This window comes from Aureliella helgolandensis, assembly GCF_007752135.1.
Classification (GTDB): domain Bacteria; phylum Planctomycetota; class Planctomycetia; order Pirellulales; family Pirellulaceae; genus Aureliella; species Aureliella helgolandensis.
The window spans coordinates 5,412,576-5,436,581 of sequence record NZ_CP036298.1 but is presented as its reverse complement, the minus strand read 5'-3'; the positions used below and the strand labels follow the sequence as shown (position 1 = coordinate 5,436,581).

12 protein-coding genes and 1 pseudogene are annotated in these 24,006 nt (G+C 52.8%); 5 read left to right on the top strand and 8 right to left on the bottom strand.

Annotation, left to right across the window (positions count from 1 at the left end):
- The first annotated feature begins 48 nt into the window (after window positions 1–48).
- Both Q31a_RS18855 and Q31a_RS18850 read left to right on the top strand, forming a co-directional pair.
- Complete coding sequence (locus Q31a_RS18855; RefSeq protein ID WP_145081370.1) at window positions 49–645, top strand: hypothetical protein; 597 nt, start codon at window positions 49–51, stop codon at window positions 643–645.
- Between the two features lie 1,681 nt (window positions 646–2,326).
- Entirely contained in the window at window positions 2,327–2,632 is a 306-nt protein-coding gene (locus Q31a_RS18850) for a carboxymuconolactone decarboxylase family protein (RefSeq protein WP_145081367.1), read from the top strand.
- A gap of 383 nt (window positions 2,633–3,015) precedes the next feature.
- On the opposite strand, the gene Q31a_RS18845 is transcribed toward Q31a_RS18850, so the two are convergent.
- The 4 genes and pseudogenes from Q31a_RS18845 to Q31a_RS18830 all read right to left on the bottom strand — a co-directional run bounded on the left by Q31a_RS18845 (window position 3,016) and on the right by Q31a_RS18830 (window position 8,313).
- Complete coding sequence (locus Q31a_RS18845; RefSeq protein WP_145081364.1) at window positions 3,016–3,402, bottom strand: hypothetical protein; 387 nt, start codon at window positions 3,400–3,402, stop codon at window positions 3,016–3,018.
- 280 nt (window positions 3,403–3,682) lie between these two features.
- Window positions 3,683–5,224: a hypothetical protein gene (locus Q31a_RS18840; protein ID WP_145081361.1), complete on the bottom strand. Its 1,542-nt coding sequence runs from the start codon at window positions 5,222–5,224 to the stop codon at window positions 3,683–3,685.
- A gap of 927 nt (window positions 5,225–6,151) precedes the next feature.
- A pseudogene (locus tag Q31a_RS18835) lies at window positions 6,152–7,518 on the bottom strand (IS256 family transposase).
- A gap of 249 nt (window positions 7,519–7,767) precedes the next feature.
- Window positions 7,768–8,313 (bottom strand): hypothetical protein, encoded by a 546-nt coding sequence (locus Q31a_RS18830; protein WP_145081358.1) that lies wholly within the window; start codon window positions 8,311–8,313, stop codon window positions 7,768–7,770.
- Window positions 8,314–8,944: 631 nt separating this feature from the next.
- On the opposite strand from Q31a_RS18830, the gene Q31a_RS18825 reads away from it, so the two are divergent.
- The 3 genes from Q31a_RS18825 (at window position 8,945) to Q31a_RS18815 (ending at window position 18,610) form a co-directional block, all read left to right on the top strand.
- Window positions 8,945–9,586 (top strand): sigma-70 family RNA polymerase sigma factor, encoded by a 642-nt coding sequence (locus Q31a_RS18825; protein WP_145081354.1) that lies wholly within the window; start codon window positions 8,945–8,947, stop codon window positions 9,584–9,586.
- A 28-nt stretch (window positions 9,587–9,614) separates the two neighbouring features.
- Complete coding sequence (locus Q31a_RS18820; protein WP_197355395.1) at window positions 9,615–13,799, top strand: protein kinase domain-containing protein; 4,185 nt, start codon at window positions 9,615–9,617, stop codon at window positions 13,797–13,799.
- Between the two features lie 233 nt (window positions 13,800–14,032).
- On the top strand, window positions 14,033–18,610 hold the full coding sequence (locus Q31a_RS18815; RefSeq protein WP_145081348.1) for an Ig-like domain-containing protein: 4,578 nt from the start codon (window positions 14,033–14,035) through the stop codon (window positions 18,608–18,610).
- Window positions 18,611–19,442: 832 nt separating this feature from the next.
- Here Q31a_RS18815 and Q31a_RS18810 read toward each other — a convergent pair.
- The 4 genes from Q31a_RS18810 to Q31a_RS18790 form a co-directional block, all read right to left on the bottom strand.
- On the bottom strand, window positions 19,443–19,634 hold the full coding sequence (locus Q31a_RS18810; RefSeq protein ID WP_145081345.1) for a hypothetical protein: 192 nt from the start codon (window positions 19,632–19,634) through the stop codon (window positions 19,443–19,445).
- A gap of 1,181 nt (window positions 19,635–20,815) precedes the next feature.
- On the bottom strand, window positions 20,816–21,229 hold the full coding sequence (locus Q31a_RS18805; RefSeq protein WP_145081342.1) for a ribosomal maturation YjgA family protein: 414 nt from the start codon (window positions 21,227–21,229) through the stop codon (window positions 20,816–20,818).
- 415 nt (window positions 21,230–21,644) lie between these two features.
- Entirely contained in the window at window positions 21,645–22,052 is a 408-nt protein-coding gene (locus Q31a_RS18795) for a VOC family protein (RefSeq protein WP_145081339.1), read from the bottom strand.
- Between the two features lie 645 nt (window positions 22,053–22,697).
- Window positions 22,698–23,189: a glycosyltransferase family protein gene (locus Q31a_RS18790; RefSeq protein ID WP_145081336.1), complete on the bottom strand. Its 492-nt coding sequence runs from the start codon at window positions 23,187–23,189 to the stop codon at window positions 22,698–22,700.
- Window positions 23,190–24,006: the final 817 nt, after the last annotated feature.

Below are 24,006 nucleotides of genomic sequence, written 5' to 3'. Positions count from 1 at the left end.
TACCGTTCTGCCAAAATTCTGTCAGACTGACACATTGTGAGGTACAGAATGAGATGTCCTATCCTCGCCCTACTGTTGGTTCTCTACACACTCACGACTTTTGCTGCTGAGCTACCCGCCCAGAATCCAACGCCAGCATCGATCGCGCGGCAGCGATTCAATCAGGTGTTCGTCAAGGTGATCATGCCGGACACCACTCGCACTCCGAAGCAGGATGGACCAGTCGTCGAGTCCTGGGTTGCAGAGCAACTCAAAGAACTGGGCGAGTCCGAGTATTTCGCTGTCACAGACTGGGTGCCTGTTTGTGACGGACTGCTTGAGGACGATGAAGTCGACAATCGCGTCTGGAGTGGTAGTCTTGTCGGCAAGAACTCTAGTGGCTTTTGCCCTGTTAGCGGCGACCTTCCTGAACGCAAAGATGGCCGCGTGTTGGTTCTCGTTGGTGGCTGGGATCCAGGCGGGGGGCACGAGGCGAAGGTCACGCTGGTGGATGAACCTGGCACTCGAACCGTTGAGCCGGTGCTGCCTTATTCTGCTCGCGGAAAAAGAAAGGCGATTCCAGGTGAAACGCCGCTGGCTTATGTGGCCGTCCTGATTGGGCCGCCACCTCGAGAACGTGTCACGTCACACAGCAATGACGAATAGGCAGAACCGAGATATGCAAGAATCGAACTGGAGATGTTTGAATGGCTAGCGGGTGTAACTCCCGCCTGAGTAGAAGCTAAGTAACTTCGCAAAATTCGGTTCTGGGCTTTAAGCTCAGTATTTGTCGAGCAAGTTCCTGTCGAGAGAGGGAGGCCTGGAGTGCAAGAAGCGGATGAATGATGGCTGCCATCTTGGTCTGCTGATCCCTTGCAAATCTTGGAATGATCGAAGTGGCGAGGTTTTTGTACCCCGCTAAACCGAAGAGCATACGCGGGCCATTGGAGTTCGCAACTCGACTGCAATGGGACGACGAGGGTGGCGCCAGAGTTATGCTGCCTGGGGCATGAGAATCGTCAGCATCGTTGGCGCCCACCAGGGGGCAGTTCTCTCGAGCGGGACTGGTGTCAGCATGCATTCAGTGAGTAGCTAGCCCGTCACTATACTTGTTCCCTAGCAGGACTGCGGCGCCGTCAACCGATGCTCAGGCGTCAATGTGAGAACTTCTCAACCCCCCACTTCTTTGTCCAGTTTTCAGTAAAGCGTAGCGTCCGCTCTAGAGGACCGAACGGGACTCGGAATCGCTAAACCCTGGTGCTCATGGTGTTTTCGTAATTTGCAAAACAGAGAATGGTTATGAAGAGGGGGGCGTGGCGGGGAGGGATGTGGGGTAAACACTGCGAGGCAGTAACACCAATCAGCCAAGCCGGATCAATCCACAGCAGGCGAATGCTTAGGGATTCACCAGTGAAGTGATTCCAGCAGATTTCAAGAGGTCACCAGGTTGCCCGAGATTTGCCGCTTTGGTGATGCCCGCCTGCGGGCTATGCTGAGCAAAGTGGTCGGTAAGGCAGCGGACTAAACGGTGCTTCCAGCGTCGTCCAGGTGGTGTAGCTGCCGGTAAGCTGAAATCTAAGCGCCACCCGCGGGTGGACTTCTTGCGAATTGCTGGATGCCGACAGCTGCATCCCGATGGAATCGCGTTCGAGGGGGTGGATAATCGAGGACAGTTTGAGGGAAATGCGGACGGTCACCCACGAAAATAGCAGTGACCGAGGTAAACGACTGCTTCTCGGATTCCAACGTATTGGCTGCAAATTAATTTGAAGCGGTTGCCAACTGGTCACCGAGGGGAACGAGCCTAGGTACGAAACCAACATGCCAGAGGGGCAGATTAAGCCCTGCAGATGATCGTTGAGTATTTGTAGGTTTGTTGCAAACCGCTCGCCGGAACTAACTTCGCGAGAGTCCAACTGTAATGAAACAGCGGAGAGTCCTGATCGCCGCTGAGTTGGTCGGTCAGAGAGCCTCGTTGGTTGATCGCCATGCAATTCAAGGCAACTGTGTACGGACACAGACCTATGATGCTTTACAGTGCTCGATGCACCTAGAATCTCCAACTGTGGACGCCATGGGGCGAGATCCAAACGGTATAATCGATTTCCAATACCTGCAGACTTTGCTTTCAGCCGGACCTGGCTGATCGCAGCCGCTGAACTCAAAAGCATCAACTTGATGCTCACAGGGACTTAGACTCTCTGAGTCAGATTGCACAAACAGCCAGTTCTGCTGAGTGATATTCGACAGAATTAGCTGACAACGCGAAGCTGTCTGTAGTAACCAAGTTGTTATCCCGCTTAACACAAGCATTTAAGACCTCAACTCGATCACGAGAACTAATTCCATGTATGATATGCAACAGATGCAGCAGCTCAACAAATACGCCGAATTAGCCCCGGATGCATGGGAGGCATTTGTAGCATTCGACAAAGCCGCGCTCGCCGACGGCAAGGTTTCTGCCAAAACCAAGGAACTGATAGCTGTTGCCGTTGCGTTGACTACTCAATGCGCATACTGCATTGAGATTCACACCAAACGGGCGAAACTAGCGGGCAATACAGATGAAGAAATCGCTGAGGCCGTGATGGTCGCGGCTGCTCTGCGCGCTGGTGGTGCAGTAACGCACGGAACTCATTGTATTGCAAAATAGCTCCCGAGTTGCACAGAACACTCCAGTGTATCAACAGGGGATGTGACATAATGAGGGACTGGAGACGTGACGTATGCGAATCTGGAGAGGATTGTCTAATCCGGGACTTGGATGTCGTATGCATCACCGCATTCTAATTTCAACCAAAAGGAAATCCCAGATGAAAAATCTCCTTCTCGCGATGTGTGTCTGCAATCTCTGGATCGTCATGTGCCATGCGTAAGAACCAACGCCATCGCGGCCTCAGTGGAAACCACTGTCTTTGCTGCCGACCTCGGTGGATCTTAGAAAGACAGTTGTCGTAAAAACGACTGCTAACAACGATGGACTGATGTTATTAGTTCCAAAAATAATGGAAGAACTCAAGAGTCGAAGCATCTCAATCACATAAACACGTAGTGAGACACGGACACGGATGCTAACACACGCTCACGTACTTCAGCATCTAGCTTCAGTCGATTGTGGCCTTCCAACGAGGCAAGCAAGACCGGAATGATTGCTTTGAGGCGTTTTCCGCAGATCCGATCCGAGGCTTTCCCAAGTACAATCAAAGTCTCTTTGACGGCTTCGTCATAAACTTTTTTGTATGCAACAGACCGCGCAGGTACGATTTCGGCTGCAGGATCGAGCAGGACTCGGGTTGCGTACTTTCGGTGAAAACCTGTAACGGCTACGAATTCGTCAAGGATGCTAGATTTCTCTGCCTTCCTTGACTCTTGGTATCGCTGTCGCAACGCAATTGCAAGGCTTGTTCTTTGATTTCTGTCCATCGATCGGTCCTCATTTGGGTAACATTTCCAATGAGGCAACGATAGCAGTTCGGTAACCCAAACCGTGAGTCAATGCGCACTTGCCTGCTGCTCATTTACCACCAATCGCCAGAATTCTTCCAATTCAGACGGCCTATTCGCCTTAGTCATCTCGACTCTCCAATTCAATTCAGAGGAAACAAATCCCTCCAAACTAAACCCAACGTCAAGATGTACTTCACAGAACGCTCACAGCGGCGAAGACAACGTAGACTCATTTGCATTCACTTCATCCAACGTATTAATGACGTAGTCCAAACGCATGTAAAACTTGTTGGCGAATCAAGCATCGTTGTGGCTTTCGAGGGTCAAACAACAGCGGAACGCTCGGTGTCGTCTCGATCGCCACTAACAATTTCTTCAGTTCGTGTTCTGCCAAATGGACTTCACCGACAATTTTCTCGATGCCATAAGCGTAGCGTAGCCTGATGATGTTTGGATGGTTGGTGAACAAGTTGGACGACTTTTCGATACTCAACACTTCGGCTTCAGCGTAGAGTCCTCGCTTAAAGAGCCTTTTCGTCATGCGACTGAAGGCCATCGACAATTCCCAGCTAGTCGTCCCAACCATGAGTAAAATACTTGCGAAGAGAAAAGGTAAGAATTGCCCCCTTGCCGCGATCTCTCTAACACCTAAGTAAAGGAGTGGAACTGAGCCTAGGCAGAAGAATAGGCCAATCATAGCAGGAAAAGCTCCTGACAACCCAAGCAGAAATCGATGTCTCAACGAACAGCGCCGCGGAGGCTTTGACCGAAAGTATCGCAACAAGACATCGCCGTCGGTCGCTGACGGATTCCGACGAAGTTCGAAATTCGTGTTGTTTGCAGCCGATAGCTCGAAGGGTTCTCCGGTGATAATTTCGGGCGCAATCAATGGACCGCTAGCGGACGTTGCTTCGGTGCCAGCAGTGCACTCAAGCGTACCACGCGTGTGAAGCTCAGCTACACGATCGTCTACCATCCTGAATGGTTGAATCGATTCATTGACTGCTTCAATTACAGCATGCAGGTGTTGCCGCCACTGGCGAACGCTTATCTCGTCAAGCGACTTGCGATTAGGTTGCCACAATACGAGGCAGGCATCACCAGCTCGAAATTGCCAGTCATCGGAGGTTAGCAACAACCTTTGAAGAGATGCGCTTAGAAGAGTTTGGATCGCTTCACTACGCTGTCCCAAGACACGATAGCGGCTCGCGAATTGGGGTACGACATTGCATTCAATTTCTTTTGTACCGAACGCATTCTTTATAAGTCCGTTTTTAACCCAATCTAGCCACGATTGGGATTGCTTAGGCAAGACGATGCATCGGGGGAAATGCAGAGCCCCACACCATGCGACGCCTACAATTGCAGCTAATTGTGGCAAGTCATCTCTTTCCCTGACCCCCTCGATGACCATGAAATTAAAACCGTGATGAGAGCCGATATACGCATTCCTGAAATCCGAGACTTCATACGAATCGAAAAGTCGCGCAAGATCATCCATGATGGAACCAGGAAGACGAGCTTTGAATTGCAGGTCCAAGTTTTCGGCCAGTTCATGCCGGATCTCCAAAGCTCGTCCTTGCTTGATTGCCCGAATCAAACCCAGGATACCGAACAGTTGACTTCCGATGATGGCATATGCGAGGCGATCGGTTGGTAACCAAGGTATTTCGACGAGTCTCTCAACCCAGTACCTTACATTTTCGCCAAAAAATGCTCCCGCAAATGCACCAGCTAGTGCCCCCGCAAGCGTGTAGCCGATCGCTCGTTTCGCGACATATGGATCCTTCTGGCTCAAACGCAACTCCTATTAAAATTACTATGTCTCCAGTCAATCTCTTCGCGGAGTATCGTCGTGGCCAGCAACGCGATTGTCAGCGTCGCTGCCCGCACGGGCCGTCTGCGAATCCACTGGATCGTTCGAGTGAAGAATCCGACCGGACGGGCAGCAATAGGGCGATCTTCGAGAAAACTCGCCAGCTCGTCGGCATACTGAGGAAAGTCCTTCGTCAGAGCTTCGCAATCAATCGAGATGTCTGTTCTCGCCCAGGTGATACTTCAGAGCCATCTTCTAACGGTATCTAGCTCATTCAGAGGGTTCGCTTTCGAGTTTTTATTCATCCTAATCATGACACTTCTCGCTCATCGCCACCACCGGATGATGGCAAAGTCTTGCAACATTGAGTCGAAAAACTCTGTGATTTCTGTGCCTCAGTGTTTCCGATATCGTGGGTGGCCGCCAGTCCGTTGTTTTTTTGACCTTGTTCGGCAGGGATCTAAAAAACATTACAAGTCCGTGGGTAGCGTTGCCAACGCTGGGTGGTTTCTATCCGTGCAGTTTCCAATCTGTCGAGGTTGGTTTTTATGGAGCAGTACTGCACCTGCTGCCGGGGTACAATTTTTCCATACCGCCCGCAATTATCTAAATGCAATCGTCAATTGGACTACAACTCGAAAGCCCGTTATGGCGCCTGGAATGCCAATTGGGCTCCTTCTCTTCTTTCTTGTCGTCAACATTCTTGGCTTCATTTTCGCAGTAGTTATATTTCGATATTTTCTACGGCATTTGAAGCGATTGGCTGCCAAGCCCATATGCCAACGCCATCGCTTTGCAATCACTTTAGTCATTTGTTTTGGGGATGTCCCTTGCGTTGTTAAAACTGTTGGTGGTCTCGCTGGCTAAAGGGTACTGGAAAAGGTCTTAAGGATCAAACAGGTGATGGAACTAAAGTGATGGGGCCCGTGCCGTCGCCGGAGCCGTAGGCGACGGCACGGGCCCCGACGGCGGCTTTGTTGGTGTAGCCGCGTGTTCTCTCGCTAGGGCGGCAATCAGCTTAGGTAGTTCCTTGTGGCCGCTGATTCGATGGAACCCCTTTTCGGCCTCAAGCAGTGCGTAGGACAGCCAGCGACTCGCCTGATCCGTGTCGGCTCGGAATCGTGTTACACGCCCCAAGCGGCGACGCGTGTTCAGGAAGGAGTTCTCAATCGCGTTGGTACTTAGCAGTGAACGATGGAGCGTGTTTGGCACTTCGAGTCGGTGAAGGGCTAGCAGGTCCTCACCGGCCTCATGAAGGCTCTTAAACGCTTCGGCATTGAGAGGCTCAAGGAATGCCTCTAGCTCGCCGACGACCTCTTGTGCGGCGGTATAACCCTGCACGCTACGGAGTCGTCTAAACAGCCGAGCGAGTTCACCCGTATGACGCTTCGATAGCTTGCCACGAATGTTGCGTTCCTTGTGAACTAAGCAGCGTTGGATGACCGAGTCGGGGAAGTGCTCCTTGACCGCTTTGCGAAGCACATCGCTGCCATCCAGGACTGCCAGTAATCGCTGCGAGCAAGTAAAGCCGCGACGGGCCAAGCGAGCCAGCAATTCATTGGATACAACGGCATTTTCACTACTGCCAGCGCAAAGTCGAGCACATGCTTGCAGCCTTCAGAATCAATACCGAGAGCAACCACTGCCGTCTGGTCTGAGCTTAGCCGGATACCATCGAGCATCAGAATGCACCACGTATGCCCCGACAGATCACGGCTGCGTAGCTCGTCGATCAATCGTGTTCCCGCCTCTTGCCATAGACGCGAGACGCTCGAGCGGCTTACGCCTGGCGACTTCGGCTTCACTACAGACATCTGACGAGTGCTTACCCCAGACATCAACGCTTGAATTACAGCCTTCTCCAGCTGCTCAGGATCGTTGGCGGAGGCGTAGCTGATCAGCTCCACTTCGCGGCTTCCACCCGCCTCCTGACGCTCGCGAACTCGCGGACGCGTCACCGACTCCCGTTCCCCTTCGACCAAGATGCGGCCCGCGGCGCTACCAGCTCGATAGGTCCGACAATCGCTCGGGGCATGCTTTGGGCCGCACAGTTCAGCCACTTCGGCAGCCATTACCTCACAGGCCATCTTCACGATCGAGCCCCGTAAGAATTCGCGAAACACTTCGCCAACTTCAGCGTTCGAAACTTGCCCAAGCTCGCGCAACAAACTAGATTCAGTCATGGTGGTCTCCCCGTCGGCGGTAACCGACGTAAATTGGAAAATGCAGAAGGCAATATATTGCCTTCTGGGAGACCACCTTTCAACTTTTAACAACGATTCGGACGCTTCCACGATTTTGCCACGCCACCCATCCGTCGACTTGGACCCAATCTAGCCCAAAATGCTCACGCTCTCTGCTCTCCCGGACGAATCGGGTTAACAAGCAGGTTCGCTTCGGTGTCCGGAATCTGGTTGCGGAAAATTGCCTAGATTGCCAGCGACTCGTCAGCACCTTTTTACAATTGTTCCAAATCGTGAAGTCTAGAGTCACAGGCAATGCTACGACAGCGCAGCGATCGATGGCTATCTGACCAGCAGGCAGCAGTACCACCCATCGGCACCCTGCACCATCGCAGCCCCGCCATGAGTGCCAGGTTTGTCCAGGCAGCAAGCGAGAAATCGTCCTGCAGTGTGGGCCACGCCTTCACAACTTGCCCCACCCAGCGATCCGCCAATATGATTCTTATGGCGACGTTGGGCAGCAATGGTTGCCTTCTCCAATGCTAGCTGTTGCAGTTGAGGGTCAGGCAGCAGTGGCCCCTGTCTTTGGAGCCGTCGTTCGTAGTTTGCTTTTTGCAACGCCGTCGCACCAGGCGTATGGCTGAACGGCTGTCCAGTTTGAACCAGTTGGCCAACGATATTCGTGGCTTCGTTCTCGTGCAAGCTGCTGTCCGTCACGCCTGAGCCGCTCGTCGCAGTGGCGGCCGCTGTTACGACCCCTCCGGTGTATGGCACTCCATTGATTGCAATAATTCGTTCACCTGGATTCAGCTTGATGTCTGAGTATTGCTGCGCCATGGCCGAGGAGGCAGCCAACCAAACCAGTGTGATCGATAGTATTCGTTGCATTATTCATTCCTTGCGGGTGTGTTGAAACGACAGTTCAGGAGTCACATTGTTCAGCCCCAGTAGACAAGATCCTAGAGTTCTTGCTGGAGCACGCAACCCTGCGAACTGGTTGTAGGGCCCCAGCCGAAATTGAAGAAGGTTCACCGGATAAACGATTGGTGACGACCGTGTGACGAATATTGAAGCGTCAACTATCTAAATCTGAGATGATGTCGGAGCTTGGGGGCAGCCTCAACTACTTCAGCAACCAGAGCTCCCAGGGGGCTGCCGATCCGCTGCCGTGGCCGCTGCAATTCCAGCACCGTGTCGTAACCGTCAAGGGCCATTGAGATCGGACAGATCGCGAATGGGAATGGGGCTGATTGCGCCAATGCCGCGGCCTGCTAGGGGGCGAACCGCTGCCTGGGAGCATTGGAAATGATTGGGGAAATTTTGTTATCGAATTCATAACGCAACTGCTGCGGTCTGCGACAACGCTGGTCGATTCGGAGGAGTCTTCGAGACCGTGGATCGTCCAATGTTTGGCAAGATCGAATGGAGTTCAATAATTCTTTGTTTTCTTGAGACCCGCGGGAGAAAGGCTTACGGGATATAACTAAGGCCTCTTTTTCGTTCTTGCAAGCAGCAAACTATGGACTCGAGCGACCAGAATAACTGCGAAGATTCCGATTCCTCGTTACTAAGGCGGTATCTCGGTGGCGACGATGGTGCGCTTGCAAGTCTGTGCGTTCGCTATGCGCAGCCGCTGAACAGAATCGTTAGTTCGTACCTAGACCCACTCGTTGCTAGGCGGGTTAGCGAATCGGATCTGGTACAGGAAACCTGGATGGTCGCGGTCAAGAAGCTTAAAAATAAGTCGGAAATACCCGAGATCGCACTATTTCCTTGGTTGCGTGAGATTGCACGCGAGCGTGTTATCGACGCGCACCGAATGCATCGTGGAGCTGAGAAGCGAAACGTGTATCGCGAACAACACTTAGCAGCGACGGATGCGTCAGTGAGCCAGCTGATCCGGCTTGTGCCCGGGGGGCTAGATAGCCCCTCTCAACTTGCAATCAAAGAGGAAAGCACAACAAGGGTTCGTCAGACACTCGACCGGCTCAACTCAAAAGCTCGGGAGATCATCGTGTTAAGATTCATTGAGCGACATGAAATGCGGCGATGTGCGGAAATACTAGGCACGTCGACTGAGGCCGCGAAATCAAGACAACGTAGAGCCTTGGCCGATTTTGCTGAGCTGTATGAGCAGGTTGATAAAGGGCAAAGCCAATAGCGTTGGTCCCATAGCAAAGAAGTGCACTATGCATTCGGATGACGATCAAAAACTAGCAAATGCCAATGAAACCGCCGAGAGAATCATTGATTCGATCATTGATGATTTCGTCGAACAAGTGCTGGCGAATGGACGCCCGGATATCGAGGATGCTTGCGCGCGGTACCCCGAATACGCTGACAGGATTCGAAGCGCCGCAGCTTCACTCGAATTGCTCGCAGACAATCATGGCGGACTTGATGGTCCGAGCGCTTCTGACGGTTTGCGAAACAAGATTTCCTCTGAGCTACGCCGCCAGAATGCTCCTCAGCTCGATCCTACACTCAAGTCAGGCCAAGAGCCTTCGATTGCTTACGCTAAGGTCCGAATCCCTGGTGAGCGGTATCGCATTCGCGAAATTCTCGGCGAAGGCGGCTTTGGCGTCGTGTACGTTGCCGAACAGATCGAGCCGGTGCGTCGCAAAGTTGCCATCAAAGTTGTCAAACCTGGGATGGGGTCTAAAGAGGTGCTGGCGCGATTTGAAGCTGAACGCCAAGCGCTGGCGATGATGGATCACCCCAATGTCGCTAAAGTGCTCGATGGTGGTGCCACAGAAGACGGCCGACCCTATTTTGTGATGGAGCTGATCCGTGGCATCCCCATTACGACTTTTTGCACCAGCCAACGGATGCCAATGGCGTCACGGCTGAAAATTTTCCGCGACACGTGCATGGCGGTGCAACATGCACACATCAAGGGGATTATCCACCGGGATATTAAGCCGTCCAACGTATTGGTTACCATACGGGACGACCAGCCTATCGCGAAGGTCATTGATTTTGGAGTTGCCAAGGCGCTGCACAGCCAATTGACGGACGCGACAATCTACACCGCCTTTGGTCAGATGATTGGCACGCCACTTTATATGAGCCCTGAGCAGATCCAGCTCAGTGAACAAGACGTCGATACACGCAGTGATATCTACTCACTTGGCGTTCTGTTGTACGAGCTCCTCACTGGCGAAACACCGTTTACTCGCGAGACACTTGCTGAAAAAGGTATCCAGGAATTCCGTGCACTGGTCTGTGAATCGGAGCCTCCGCGTCCGAGCTTCCGTGTAAGCACGCTGCGCGCAAGTGACGATCCAACAGTCGTAGACCAGCGTCGATATGAAACCCGTGAGCTCAAACTCATCAGTGGAGAGCTTGATTGGGTTGTTTTGAAGGCGCTGGCGAAGGATCGTCGACGCCGATACCAATTTGCTAGTGAGTTTGCCGAGGATATCGACAGATTTCTTGCCGGTAGTTCAGTTCTGGCCTGCCCGCCGACTTTGCGTTATCGAATGTCCAAGGCGATTCGTCGCCATCGGATTGCCTTCGCTATGACAGCAGCCGCACTCATGGCTCTGCTCACGATTTCGATTGGTGCAGTTGTCTTTGCGTTTGGCCAGAAGAAGTTGGCAAGCGAACGAATGGAATTCTTGGTCGTCAAGGAACAACAACGACTCGACGCAAATCAACTAGCCGATGATGCCAAGAACCGGATGGAAAAGGCAAATGTCCGGCTTGCTCAGGCTCTGGTCGAACAGGCTAGTGCGCGACAAGAGGCGGGCGCCGTCGGCTATCGCGAAACGGTTGACCCATTGCTCAAAGAGGCAATGGCCGTCGACGGCAACGAGGAGATCCGTCTCCGAGTGCGTGGAATTCTGATGGAAGGGATGGGGGATCCGCTTGGCAACCAACTCTTATCCTTGGAGCCGGAAGAAGTTCCCGAGTATCACGCCGAAAACCCGACCTCTCCAAGGAAGGGCAAACGCTATTTTACATCAAGCGTGCATCAACCCGACAGGTTGTCATCTGACTATGATATCAACGTTTTCGAGCAAGCGGATCCGGCGCCGTCCTTGATCGGCAACCTTGACCTGAGAGTTTCCACACCAGACCAGATAGCATTCTCCACCAATCAGAAATACATCGGAGCCGCCGGATACGATGGTTTCGCCGTTTGGTCGTTGCCCGATTGTACAACACAAGTCCGCATCGGAGGCAATCGCTATTCGCATATCCACTTCCATCCCAAACTGCCGATGTTCGTAGCTACACAGTATGGAAAGGGAGTTGAGCTTTGGTCCATTGAGGATTGCAAACGCATCGCGTCGCTATCGGTTTCACAAATCAGGCACGGTTACTTCGACGAAAGTGGCAAGCGGGTAATTTGCGTCCAGTATTCTGATGCGAAAAGGAGTGGTGATCAGAAGCTGCGTAGAGAGGTATTGGCCTGGTCGTTTGGTGTGACGCCAGAAAAGTTGACGCTCGCTGGAACGGCTTCTGGGGTCGCGGACATGCGCTGGTCGCGCGATGATCAGACTCTGCAGATCGCATCAGAAGATGAGCAACTGCTGACACTCGACACCGAGAGTGGCGAACTTAAGAGTGACTCGGTCAAGACTGGGGCTGTCAAGCGTATTGCGGTCAGCGGCGACGGTCGGCTAACGGTATTGCATTCTTTGGGGGAAAGCTATGTCCTCAATCAGGACCGTGAGAAGATATCTCAGTTCTATACCAATTACTCGGCTTTTGCAGCCGCATTCACACCTGACGATAGTCAACTGGTCGCGGCGGGATGGGGCTATTCTCCAGGAGTTTGGGAAAACAGTGGGCTGCTTCAAACCTATAGCGTTAGTCGCGACGCCGAAGGTCTAAGGATTATGCCAAATGACGTATTCAGAGTTGCTGCCCGACGCGTTGCTGGATTGGTGATCCATCCCTCTGGCACTGAAGCCGCGATTCTGTGCTGGGACAAGCCGCGGCCATCAGCGACGATCTTTCGCTGGACGCTGGGGGAAAGCCGGCTCACCAAGATTAGCACCGCTCGATATGGCTATCCGAGTTTGGAGTTTATAGACGGTGGCGAAGAGCTTGTTTTCCTGGACGCGAATGCCGACTTGGCGGTGATGGATTGGCCAACCGGCAAGGTGCTTCGTCGGACTCGCCTGGATACTATTCGACGCACGAGTCCGGAGTTGACTTCGGATGGGATGCTATCCGTGTCGACGAAACGAATGCTCGCGTGCGTCCATACCGAGACGGATCGATTGAGCCTAGTCGATCTTGAGTCTGGACGGGTGCAGTACAGTCTACCTAGAGAGCAATCAACCGTAACCAGGGCGTGTTTTTCTGGTGATGGAAAGCGTTTGGCGGTGGCCTTGTCGAACGGCCAGACAAATATTTGGAATTTGGAGGCCATCGAATCCCGCTTGAAACAATTCGGCGTCTGGGGGCTGGACGAAACTTCGGGCTGGCAGGAAGCGAGCCTATTGCAGGCAGAGTCAGAAAGCAACGGAGCTCAAAACGTCGCAGGTTCGACTGTACAGATGAAGAGATTGAACGCGCAGGCCGACCTTGTTCATGCAATCCGGAACGCTTCTAAGGGAGACACTGCGAATGCCAAATCTTATTGGCAGAAATCGAGGGCTCCAGATCCCAATGGCTTGGAAGATCCCGTCCTACGAGCCAGGATGCTAATGACTCTGTGCGTCTATCTTGGCATTGCCGGCGATCCAGAAACTGCTCACGAGGTTATTCAAGAAGCGGTTCGCCTAGACACTGGCCTTCCTGGCGTCCGAGCCGCCGAAGCTCAGGTTCTACATCACCTAGGGCGACATAAAGCTGCAGTAGAAGCCTACCGGCAAGCAATCAAGTTGGATGTCCCTGGCTCAGATGTCAATCATGTGCCTGCGACTACATTTTTGGGGTTGGCAAAGATACTGTGGTACTTTCTCCCCAATGATGCGATCGATGAGGCAGAAGTGATCGACTTGCTTGAACGATCGATCGAACGGGACCCTGGCCGGTTCGAGGCACATCAACATCTTGCCCGTGTGCTTTCCAACGCGCGAAGGGAAGATCTGCGAGACCCAGAGAAAGCCCTGCAGCTTGCACGGACGGCCCTTCAGGCCTACTCAGGCAATGTCGATGCCTATTTGCTAGCTACCTTGGGCATGGCTCAGTACCGCAACGGGAACTTTGAGGATGCGATCGCTACCGTGACAAAAGCCCTCGAGGCGAAAGGCGATGCCCAGGCTCCATTAAAGCTGTTCATTGCCATGGCCCATTGGCAATTGGGCAATCGAGAAGAATCTGTGGCCAACTTAGCAGATTCCATGGAGCAAGAAAATCTGCCTAACTTCGAGCATGTTGTTTCCGAAGCTCAACAACTCATTGACGCCAATTAGACGCTTCCTGGAGTGCGGGCGTGGAACTCTGGTCTAAGATGCGGCCGGCAGCAGCGTTTTTCCCCTCGCAGGATCATATTCCCTAAATTTCTTTTCGGCTTGGCGACCCGCTCTTCAATTTAGTGCGGGACTATCTGTAGCGACCAAGCTACCCACGATTCGGGCAGAACGCGGAGGTCGCAGGTGCGGTTTATGCCTCTGCCTAGAACACTAAGAAATACTTGGAGTAAAGCATGGCGATTCTACGGCGGATTTGGGACAAGACCTCTCGCAAATTGAATTGCAAAGCGACGCTCCGAAAGGAGCTAAGGGGCCATCGACGAAAAGTGCTCTGTGAGACATTGGAAGGCAGACTCCTGCTGGCAGCGGACATGGGGTGGGGCAAGCCGTTTGGTGATTCCGGATTCGACTACGCTGCCGAAGTCGCAACCGACGAGAACAACAATGTCTATGCCGTGTCGCGATTCGAAGGTTCCATTGACCTGGATCCTGATGCAACCTATGCGGACAACCGAGATCTAGCCAGTGTGCCACTAACTGGCTATGGGCTGGCTATTACAAAGTTTGACTCGGCTGGCAACTTGTTGTGGAGTCAAGTCGCTAAGGGGCAGGATGGAAGCGAACCGGGTGCACAAAACGCGATACCGGCAGATGTGCAAGTCGCCGCTGGCGGAGTCTATGTCACAGGCAACTTCTATGATTTATGGGATTTCGACCCCGACGACGCAACCACGAACAGTACCGTCCACCAAATCGGCAGCGGGCTTGGATCATTCCTTTTGCGACTCGATGCTACATCCGGTGACTTTGAGTGGGTCAAAGGATTCGGGCTGACCGAAACCGGAAAGCTGGACGACGACTCTCTAGCAGTCGATCCGTTAGGCAACGTCTATCTTAGCCAGATCATGCGGGAAGGTGGGACAATCGGTAACCAAACCGTACCCGCACTACCTGTTGGCGATTCGCGGGCGATCGTGAAAGTTGCAAGCGATGGGCAAGTTCTCGGTTACCACCAACTGAACAGCGGTTACCTGGGAAGCCCCGTCCTAGAGCTTGTCAACCCTGGGCAAGATCCCGCAGCGTGGCGTTTATACGTTTCAGTTGGGTTCGATGGAGATCTTTCCCTGGACGGGACGGTGATCGCTTCCAACCCTCAAAGTCGGAATATTTTTCTCGCCGCGTTGACAACGACCTTTGACGTGGAGTTCGCTCGCCAGTACGAATTGCCGATGAATCAGTACGCTGGATACTTATCTCACCATGGCGACAATTTGTATCTCATTGGCGACCTGGGGATTGACCAAGCAGACGGAACCGGCAGCGCTCTTCTCGGTGACGATTTTGTTTTTTCATTGGACCTTGCCGGCAACTTACAACAATCGATTGGCATCGGTGATGACAATTCGGTAGCCATTATTTCGTCAGTGGAGGCTACTGGCGATGGCGTTTTCATTGGTGGCTATTTTTCCGACACCATTGAAATTGCTGGTGAATCCCTGACTTCTACTACCGACGGAGCGCAGGATGGTTTCGTTGCCAAGTTGGATCCGCAGCTAAATCCCACGTTCGTTCGCAAATATGGCGGGACTAGGTATGACAAGGTGAGGGGGCTTGCGCATCGCCCCGATGGGATGCTCGTGATTGCTGGCTCGTTCGAAGAATCGGCAACGATCCCGGCGGTGGGAGGCATCCACAGCGCGGGCGACGATGATGGCTATGTCGCCGTTATCGACATCTCGGAAGGTACCGGCGGCGGGAACTCCGCGCCCGTCTCCCTTGCCGACCAGTATTTGCTTCCCAATCGTACGTTACAAGTTCCTGCCGCTGAGGGGCTGTTAGCTAACGATCTTGATCCCGACGGCGACACTGTCTCGATAGAATTGCTCGCGCCGCCAAGTCATGGCACGATTCAGATTAGCTTAGACGGTTCCTTCTCCTTCACACCGAATCCGGGCTTCGTTGGCAATGACAGTTTGACCTACCGTATCAGCGATGGAGAGCTTAACAGCGAACCAACAACGGTCAGCTTCGAGGTATTTCAAGAAGTCGTGTTATTCGAAGATTCATTCGAAGTTGGGACGTGGAACGGCAAATGGGTAGAAGACTACCAGAACGACTGGTTTCGTTCGAGGCAGCGTGCCACTGACGGCAAATACTCGGCCGAGGTCGATGGGTATGCCAACGACGCTACGCTGACCGTCTCGCAACCGATCGACTTGTCCAGCGTAGCGGTGGCAACGCTCAGTTTCGATTGGTTGATCGAGAGCGGTTTTGATCGTGGCGAGTATCTTCGCGTTGATCTATTCGACGGTCAAGCCTGGGCAGCCGCTCCGGGCGGTTTCCTGTATGGAAACTCCGATCCTGAGAACACCTGGCTTACGCATGATCTCGAGTTGGCAGACAAGTATTTTGTGGAAGACTTCCGCTTTCGTTTCTCTGCAAAAGTAAGTAGCTCTAGCGAGGATGCAAACGTTGATAATGTTCGTTTAGTTGGCCTGCTGCAGAACGACTCCAATCAGCCACCGGTGGCGAACAACGACAGTGGCCTAACGAGCGAAGATCAAGCAGTCTTGATCAACGTGTTAGCCAACGACTCGGACCCTGACGGGGATGCTTTTAGCATTGCTTCGGTGACTCAGCCCACTTTCGGAGCAATCGTGATCGTTGGCGGGCAAGTGCAGTACACTCCCACAGCCAACTTCAACGGTTCCGATAGCTTCACTTACACAGTCACCGACACAGCTGGCGATTTAGCAACAGCAAGTGTTGATGTGACCATCAATTCCGTCAATGACGCGCCAGTTAGCGTCGATGACTTGGTGACAACTTCCGAAGACACGCCCGTCACATTTAGCGTGATAGAGAATGACTCTGACGTTGATGGCGATACACTAAGCGTCCGTTCAATAAGCGACGGCAGCAATGGCACGGTTACCATCCATGCGAACAACACGCTGACATACTCGCCCGCAACCGGCTTCTTCGGAAGCGATCAATTCAGCTATTCCATCACGGATGGCTATGGTGGGATTTCAACCTCGAACGTCCAAGTGACTGTCGTGGAGCAAAACGATCCACCAGCAGCGAACGACGATACTGCAGTCACTGCAGAAGATGTTTCACTTCTGCTCAGCGTCCTTTCTAATGATAGCGATCCAGACGGTGATACTCTTAGCATCCAATCCATCAACCAGCCGGCCAACGGCGTGGCAGCCATCGTGGGTGGTCAAATTCAGTACACGCCTGCGGCCAACTTCAACGGCAGCGATAGTTTTGCGTACACGATCGTGGACACCAAGGGAAATGCCTCGACAGCTACTGTTGATGTAGCGGTCACGCTCGTGAATGATGCCCCATTCGCGACTGTCGATAGTTACTCGCAGGATCAAGACACCACGCTAACGATTGATGCTCCCGGCGTACTGGCGAACGACACCGACATTGACGGAGACCCACTAACTGCTATCGTCGTAGCAGGTCCAAGCTCAGGTGCACTGACTCTCAATGCAGACGGCTCATTTGCGTATACCCCTGACGCTGGATTCGTTGGCAGCGATAGTTTTACCTATCAGGCCATTGATGCCTTCGGCGGCAGCAGTGGACTGGTTACAGTTGGCTTGGACGTTCGTATGGTTGCCCGTGGCCCAAATTTGTCGCACGGCAATATCAGCAGTGTCACCAGCGGTTGGCAAACGGTCAATTTGGCCAAGAACTACAACTCAGCCGTGATTGTTGCCACGCCTCGTTACAACACGGGCTCCGGTCCTGGCGTTGTACGGATCAGCAACGTCACAGCGTCGTCGTTCGATGTCCGCGTCGACAATGCTGGAGCAACTCCTTTTAGCGGTGGCGTGCATTTTGTCGCCATGGAAGAGGGCGTCTACGATGTGCCGGGCGAATATAAAGTAGAAGCAGTTAGGGTCGATGCCTCAACAACCAGTGGCAAAGCAGACGGCTGGAAAATTGGTTCACAAGGTTACCAGCAGAGCTACACTAGTCCCGTCGTTGTTGGTCAGGTCATGTCGACCAACGACGAAGATTGGTCCGTCTTCTGGTCCAGTAGCAACAGACGCACGAGTCCTGCGAATTCGAGCTCGCTGAATATCGGTAAGCACGTTGGCGAAGACACGGATGCAGCACGCGTCAGGGAGACGCTTGGCTACTTTGTGATCGAGTCGACAAATGGTGGCTTGATCGATGGACAGGCGTTTACTGCTGGCGTTGGCTCAGACACAATCCGTGGCGTGGGCAATGGCACGTTTCAGTACTCAGCAGCGACTCCTGCAGGTGCTTCGACAGCCGTCATGAGCACGGCTGGTATGGACGGCACCGATGGCGGCTGGGCAGCCTTAATGGGCAGCAATCCACTGTCTGCGAGCGGCGGTACCATTGCCCTGTCGATCGATGAAGATCAAATGCGCGATTCAGAGCGCAATCACACGACCGAGCAAGTTGCCTACTTTGTGATTGGTGGCCCAACCGGTGAGGGGGAAGCTAGCTTACACGCGACTCCGCAAATCACTGTTTACGATCCGCTGGACGTTAATGGGGATGGCTACATCTCACCGAGCGATGCTCTTCAAGTAATCAACCTGCTGAACTCAGAGTCGACAGAAGAAGGCGACATGGCGCGGGACACCAACGGCGATGGCCACGTCTCCCCCATCGACGCTCTGCTAGTCATCAACCGCTTGAACGCGAACGCTGCAGCTTCAGTTTCCAACTTAAGCGATGCTCAAGCAATCGACGGCTACTTCGGTGATCTGGAGGATGACGAAGAAGAGACTATCTTTGGTTTTATACAAGCGTAGCGACCATTCACCACAATGCTCCGGCCTGATGCAGGCAAAATCGAAGTCAAACCGAGTGCGTCAGTTCATTAGGTAAATATTCCGCTATATGTACAAGTATGAGCCAGCAATCTACAGGATGCGCCGATTTGTTTGGGGCAGCCTGGTGGAACGGAATCAGCGAGCTTTCCGGAGCGCGCGGAATCACAAAATTCACCGTCGGCGTGGGCGCGACTGCAGTATGCGCGTATTTCACTGTGACGCTTTTTCATAAGGCAAGAATCGCACATGCGAATTTAGCCGATGCCTCTGAGGTTGATCGTAACGTCCCGCCAGTGAGTCCATCCGATAACGATAATTCCTGACTGGCTGACGCTTAGTCCGCCAAGTCCAGTCACCACTGGGCGGTTTCTCCCCACGGAGTTTAAGGCTTGCTAAATCGATGCGCGGAAATATGTGGCTCTGAACACTGGTCGTTGCTAAGGGGCTGGTTAATGGACTCCTTGATTCCGATGAAACGATCCTTGAACGAGAACGCAGGGAACACCAAGAGCGACAATGGAAGCTATACTGGCGCGACCATCCCGATGAAAATTCTTCTATGCACGAAGCGTTCAAAGAGGACTATGAATGAAAGCCGCTGACCTGGCTGTCATACGGAAACCAAGCATTACACGCCAGTTTCGATAGCGGCTGAACTTTGCAGAACGCGTCATGTCTCGGAATGGTGTTAATTTCGCCACTCTTTCACGCTGAGGTTCCTGTCTGCAATCACCCTACAAACAGACCCTCAAGGTGGTCGATTGAAACAAGACTAGTGCTAGCATTGCGTCGTTGGCTTACAACTCAAGTGTCATTGGCCGCGAGTCGCCAAATCGTCGAGCGTGAAATTGCCGATCTTCTCGAATGGTACGTTTGCGAATGTATCATGTACGGCCCCAAAAGCCTTCACCGCTGGTGGTCCGATGGCGTAATCCATCTTGAAATCTCGCAGGCAGCGAGTGACCGCATCAAGCTCCTCGGAGTGACGTGGATAGACAGTCACGGGATTGCTCCTTTCGAAATTGACGTCGCACTTGATCCCGTGGACGGACTACAATTCGCCAAAACGATATTTCGAATCGGACTAAGAGACGATCAACAACGGCCAATAATTTGCAGCGACAATCTGGCACCGACTCGCGTACTCGAAATGCGCCCACGATATAATCGGGATTGGGCAATGGCCGTAGAACTGACGCCGCCACTAGAAATGTGACAGAACCATGCCAGGCAGGTCAGCACTTTGCTAACCAATCATTTTCCGGTGCCAAGTGATGGCGGCTGATCTGCTTTTTAAACCTCTATGTTCTTACCAGTCGTTCTACCTGTCAAAACTGTCCTTGCCGCAATCTTGGCGATTCTCGTCGTCGTTACACTTGCTGCACCGCTGGTACGTTTCCGGCACGCGGTAGCATTCTTCGCCGTATCAGGGCTTGCAATCGTCGCAATTATTCCCGCCTGGACCGCCGTGACGAGGAAGATTCAGGCAACCCGCTTCGCTGAATTTCAGTATGCTGCCTCCAGTAACATGACTCGATCAGCATGCAGCGCTATATCCCCTCTAACAGCGGCTACAATACACGCGTTGCAAAATCCGAACGGTGTTGGGGGGACATTTCAGGTTGATGAACCTAGCTTCCTTACGTGCCTGCATGAACGATGGCATGCGTGGGGCGATTCTGCTATCAACCGCGGTAACGATCGGAAAGCGGTAACGATCTGCAAATTGAATCGGACAATCTACGGGATGAAATTGTCCTCAAATTTCGAGACATCGAGTGCAATAGACGGCTCACTCTTTGCAGTACATTCCACAACATGAGTTTTACCGGAGCGACACTGAAAAGGTAGGCATTTCACTTGTATTCATCGTGATTGCGCAATTTCCAAATGAAAGAATGGATAGGAAGAGGAGGCAGTACGGGAGCCCTTGGTTTTTCTGCCGAAAGAGTACCGGAGAGTTGACGCAGGATCACGCGAGATGGACGCCCTGCGTTTTTCGTTTCTACGCAATATTGAGGAGCTTTTCTGTGTGGCACGCCGTCTCAATTATTTCGGCATGAAAAGAGATTTCGGCAAGGAAAGAGAGCTTGCGGGCCACGACAGAAACGCGAGCCGTGTTCTCCGGATCCTCAGCTCTCCGTTTCCCGAGGTGGGGTTGATTTCACACGTTGGTTGCGAATCTTAATCGCTCGATAAATTCTCCAATTTGGGGCCCGTAACGCGGACGATCCCCCATTCTGTGACGGCTCCGAGCGCGATGCCGATGGAGTAGCAGACGAGATCGGACCAGAGAAATCCGAAGCCCAGCACTAGGCCACCCAGCGTGGTCTGGCGAATCGAGTCGAGCCAAGGTGCGTGGTAGAGCTGGCTGGTTTCCACCGAGAAAGCGAGAGCCAGCGAGATCGACACCCGTATTCGAATTGGGCTTCTGGCTAACAACGTACTTATCAACAAGTACAGCATCAATGCCCACAGCGTGTCACCGGCATACTCGGCCAGGAACGGCGGCAGGTGCCCTCGATACTTGCGTGAAGCTAGGCCTGCAAGCACGACTGGCATTGCCGCAACGAAGTAAAGGAGTCGGGTACTATTCAATCGGTGGGGGCTTCCTATTTGAGTTGTCCTGAGGGGCATGCCTTCGAACGCTTGGCATTGGTTCCAATATAATGCAGCCCCGGCTCCGGCACCTTATCTTCCTAGAAAATCGCTTCGACGGGACACTCAGGAATATAAACTTCACAGTCACCACACTCATCGGGATGGATGTCAACCATTTCCGTGTCCTAACAGAAACAATCGCAGGGGAAAATATTCGGGCATGACTAGTCTTTGCAGCCTTCGCATGCTTCAGATACGACTGGCGCGCTCCCCAAACCTGCCCCATGAGTGATGAAAGGCCATTGGCCCCAAATGGCGAAAGAACTTGTCTAGCAAGAGCCGCAAACGACATTTGCTAGAGCACGTCGTTAAGAACATTCGAGACGCTGATGCAATGCTCGCAGTAAGTCGCTTACTCAGCGGGCATAGCCGACATGTCCATCCACATCATTTCCCAAACGTGTCCATCAGGATCGGCCAGGTTGCGATTGTACATGAACCCATAATCCTGCTGCGGATTGATGTCGGCGGTGCCACCACTCTTTCCCGCGACCTCATTCAAGCTTTCGACGGCCTCGCGACTATCGCACGATAGGCACAACATTACTTCACTCGATGTGATGGGTGGAATGGGGCGACCGGTGAAGGTTCGCCATTTGTCGTGAGTGAGTAACATCACATGAATCGCTTCGCTCCAAACCATACACGCCGCCGTTTCATCCGTGAACTGCGGATTGTTCTGAAAACCAAGTGCCTCATAGAAGGCCATGGAGGTTTTAAGATTAGACACTGGAAGATTGACGAAGATCATTTTGGACATTGGGCTATTCCTTCACTTGTATTGCGTAGGCTAGTGAGCTGAGACTCGGACCATTTGAACCGTAGTTGCTGGCTGTTAGTCGAGCGAGATCGTCCACTATCGACAGGCTGGACAGATATTTTGGGAATTTCCTTGTTTTGCATTTGCCAATTACCGAGCATCAGCCAGAAAAGAAGGGGACACGCAGCGCCAAGCCCGCCCAAAGGGGGACCCCCAGCATGACACTTACGATATTTGATAAAGAGCGAAAGAACGCTGCGAAATTGCATTCCGCAGAGCTTGACGCGGGGGAAACAAAGTGCCCTTGAGAATTCTTGCATTGACGATGGAACGCTGGCGCAGGAACGAGTATTGAGGGCGGGGAAGGAGTGGCTGAGTGGAAGTGATTCGGTGTATCGGCGAGCTTGAGATGAGAAACCGATCGTTCGCGGCACCATGCACCGGCAGTTTCCACCGTTTGCGATGATCGTCAATCGTGCGCATGACTGGCCTTAATAGTCGACCTGAGACTCCGTAGCCGATTCGATTCCGTACCCGCCCCAAGACGGGCTGTTGATTTAATAGCAATTTGAATTTTAACGCGGAGGTTGCGTCCCAAACTGCCTTGTAGCGGCAACGATCTTTCCTTGCTCACGTAGCGGGTTACTATTTGGACAGCCCGAAGAGCGACGGGTTGTACTTCCAGGAAGTAAAGGGTGATGGAACGAGATCGTCACGGTTGAGTAGGACAGCGCTACATAGGTTCACGAACGGGATTCCGAGATAATCAGCCACCGAACCGGCTTCGGGAGTCGCTTGGTCAACGATCAAACCATCGACGCCCGTTCGACGCAAAACCTCGGGACCATCTCGCAAAAAGACACTGGCATTTTCGTTGAACAATTGGACCGTGTAAGCCAATGCCGCACGCCCCTGAAGTTGACCGAGATTCTTCAACACAGTCGTCATACTTCCAACCGGAAATTCGATTTCCCCGATTGCGACGTACCCGAGCTCCGCATCCGCTACCGCTTTCTCGGCATCGAGTTTTCCATACAGCGTGACCTGGTGCCTACGGTTTCGAAGCTCTTTTCCTAGGGGAAGGATCGTATTGAGATGGCCTGTGGTCGCAGGGCAAACTAGTCCGAAATGTTTCAACAGCAATTTTCTTACTTGATGCGTCGGCAGTGCACTGCACTGCACGCAAGATTGCGGGCAAGCTAGATCGAATCAAGGAGCAAAGTGGCGTTTAGCCATGGTTGCATTTCGGAATACGAGCGCTCCGGGGGGAGATTTTGCGGGGGATCGAAATGGGCCCCCCTGCTCTGCCGCAACCGGCGACTTCAGTATCGTAGGTGACAAAAGCGAAACTGCTTGGGGACACCCCGCATGGCAAACCAGTAGATCGAGTACTAGTTGCCGAGTACTAGAGACTCCTATCATTTGGTAATGAATAGCCGAGCATTGCCGTGAAGGCGTTCGCTGACTTTAAGCAAGCCTGCGTCGGCACGGCTGTTCAACTTCAGGCATTCAGCCTTCAGCTGGGCAGATTCAGCTGATTTTTTGCGAAGAGGCGGAAGAGGAGATAGCCGAAGTCCAACCCATGTGAGGCATTCCTAGACGAGTCAGTCAAGGCACTGGAGCATGTCGGACGGTCGGGTACAAAGCCCGGAAGACTTCGGCACCGCTGCCTCTGGTTCATTCGGCAATCGTCCTTGGAGCTCGTCCATAAAACGCAACACTGGCTTGCCGTAAACGTCGGAAGTCAGTGATGACACAGCCATATCGTTGAACCTGATGTGATCTTTGCGATTCAGCCAACAAAGCGTCTAGAGATGATGGAGGCAATGCGGACGCTCACCATTGAAGAAGACTTCGATCAGCCAATTCGTATTGTTGGCCTCACTCCTCGGATCCGGCCCCGATTGCCAACCAGCCTCGCTTGTTTTTTGAAAATCAGGCGGCAACCCATTTC